The sequence below is a fragment of the Acidobacteriota bacterium genome (assembly GCA_040752915.1).
GTDB lineage: Bacteria > Acidobacteriota > UBA4820 > UBA4820 > DSQY01 > JBFLVU01.
Genome location: JBFMHB010000138.1, coordinates 1 through 2,495, shown reverse-complemented (window position 1 = coordinate 2,495; position 2,495 = coordinate 1). Strand labels below are relative to the sequence as shown.

Sequence of the window (2,495 nt, the reverse complement as noted above, 5' to 3'; positions counted from 1 at the left end):
CATGCTTGACCCCCTGAAGGGATCTGTTTATCATGAATGCGAGATTCCGGGCAGGCCTCATTTTCAATCATCCGAGAGGCCGGAGGTCCGGGGCCGTTGGACGGAATGGGAAGACGGGTAGAGGATTCGGACGAATCGGTCCAGGAGGGCAGTGAAATGAGGAAACAATGGTTGGTGTCCCTGGCGGTGCTGGCGCTCCTCGCCCTGCCGGCCTCCGCGCAGGTGATCGACGGAGACTGGGAAATCAGCCCCATGGTGGGCTACAGCTTCCCCGGCGCCGAACTCAAGAACGGCTTCGAGGGCTCCCTCGGCCTCGGGTATCACTTCACCAAGCAGTGGGGCCTCGAACTTCAGACGGCCTACGCGGACAGCAAGGTCCTGGACCTGAACCGCGACATGTCCACCCTCCGCCTGTCGGTCCTCTTCAACTTCCTGCCGGACCACAAGACCGTTCCCTACGTGAAGGTCGGCCTGGGCGGCACGGCCATGGATCCGGACGGCTTCGGGGACGTCTTCGACGGTGACAAGTCCGTCCACCTCGGAGGCGGCATCCGGCGCTTCCTGTCTCCCCGGGTGGCCCTCCGCATGGAGGCCCTGGCCTCCTACACCTACGACGCCAAGTACGGCAACACCCACGCCTACGAGCTTCAGAAGATCCGCGGGTCGATCCCCTGGCCCCTGCCTCCCCGTCCCGCGCTGTACCAGTGGAACACGCTCTACCCGGTCAAGGACTCCTTCATGAGCTACGAGGTCCTCCTGGGCCTCTCCTTCTTCCCCAAGAAGCGCCCCCTGCCTCCGCCTCCCCCGGCCCCGGCGCCCGTGCCCGAGCCGGCGCCCCAGCCCGTCGCCCCGCCTCCGCCTCCGCCGCCTCCGCCTGCGCCCGTCAAGCCGGCGCCGGCCATGATGACCGTCTCCCTCAGCGAGGTCATCTCCCATTTCAAGGTCGACAAGTGGGACCTCCCGGCCGACGGGGTGTCCCTCCTCGACGGCGTGGTGGCTCGGTTGAACGAATACCCGGCGCTCCAGGTGAACATCACCGGGCACACCGATTCGGACGGCTCCCGCAGCTGGAACGACACGCTGAGCCTCCGCCGGGCCGAGGCCGTGAAGAAGTACCTCGTGGCACACGGAATCTCCGAGTCCCGCATCCTGAGCGCTCTGGGCAAGGCGGACACGGAGCCCATCGCCGAGAACACCACCAAGGAAGGCAAGTCCAAGAACCGCCGCGCCGAAGTGAAATCGGTGGCGCCCATCCAGGTCCCCGTCAAGTAAAGCTCTCTGCCTTTCGAGTGTCGGAGGGGGGGCGGCCGTGCCGCCCCCTTTTCGTTTCGGGAATTCCGCGCGGCCCAGCCCCGTTGGAGCACGCAGCCCGGAGGGGCCCGGATCGCGAGGGAAAGTCATGCCTGTCCAAGATCGTTTTACCCGTCTTGCGCCGCCTGCCTTCCGGAGCGAAGCGGAGGAAGGCGCGTCCCGGCGCCGGTGGGCCGAGTGCAAGGAAGCCGAGGCGGCTGCGACGCGGGCGTACTGGGATGTACGTCGAGGAGCTGGCCGGAGAAGGCTGACGCCGCAATCGGTCCGGCGCCGCCGGCGCAACGCCGGAGGAGGGGGGAGAGGCATTCCAGCACGAGGCCGGGCCGGGAGCCCGAAGGGCGGCGGAGGGGCTGGGGACGGGGCGCGGGGAGGCTGGCATGGACGCGCCCGGACCAGGCCCTCCGTGCCGCGCCAAGGGCGCGGCCAGGGCCCGGCCGACGTTCGAAGGAGACACGCTGCTTTCTTTTGGACACGCATAAGGGAAAGTGTGTGTTCTTGTTGCAATCCGGAAATCGGCTTGCTATGTTGGGTCCAGACGAAACAGACTCTTCCTCAAGAGAAGGAGGGACATTTGATGGCGAAACGGATTGGATGGGTGGCCCTTGTCCTGGCGCTCCTGGCCTTGCCGGCCTTGGCCCAGGCGGAAAAGGGCATGTGGGAATTCTCCCCGATGATCGGGTACTCGGGCCACGGCAACGAGATTTCGAGCGGCCTGATGGGCGCGTTCTCTGCCGGGTACAACTTCACCGACGCCTGGGGACTGGAATTCCAGCTCGGGTACGGCGACGCCGAGTTCGACGACCGGAACTACGACGCCCAGAGCCTCCGGCTTTCGGCGCTCCGCTCCTTCCGAACCGACAAGTTCTGGGAACCCTACCTCAAGATGGGCCTGGGCTGGGTGGCCTACCGGTCGGACTCCTTCGCGGACGCCTTCGAGGGGGACAAGCAGGCCCACCTCGGCTTCGGCCTGCGCCACCACATCAGCCCCCGGGTCGCCTTCCGCGTGGAGGCCCTCGCCAAGTACTGCTTCGATACGGACTATCCCAACGAGCATGAGAACGTGGTCCTGGGCGGAACGTCCATGCGCGTTCCCAAGGTGGGAGGCGCCTACTGGAACGCCGAACTCCTGGCGGGACTCAGTTTCTTGAAGCGCAAGCCGTTGCCTCCGCCGCCTCCTCCTCCGC

2 protein-coding genes are annotated in these 2,495 nt (G+C 66.4%); both read left to right on the top strand.

Annotated features, from left to right (window positions below; all coding sequences use genetic code 11):
• Positions 1-156 precede the first annotated feature (156 nt).
• The gene (locus AB1824_13495; GenBank protein MEW5765973.1) at positions 157-1,272 is read left to right on the top strand and encodes an OmpA family protein; all 1,116 of its coding nucleotides are present in this window, start codon (positions 157-159) and stop codon (positions 1,270-1,272) included.
• A gap of 613 nt (positions 1,273-1,885) precedes the next feature.
• Positions 1,886-2,495 (top strand): porin family protein (locus tag AB1824_13490; GenBank protein ID MEW5765972.1); only part of this gene is annotated, 610 nt, incomplete at its 3' end.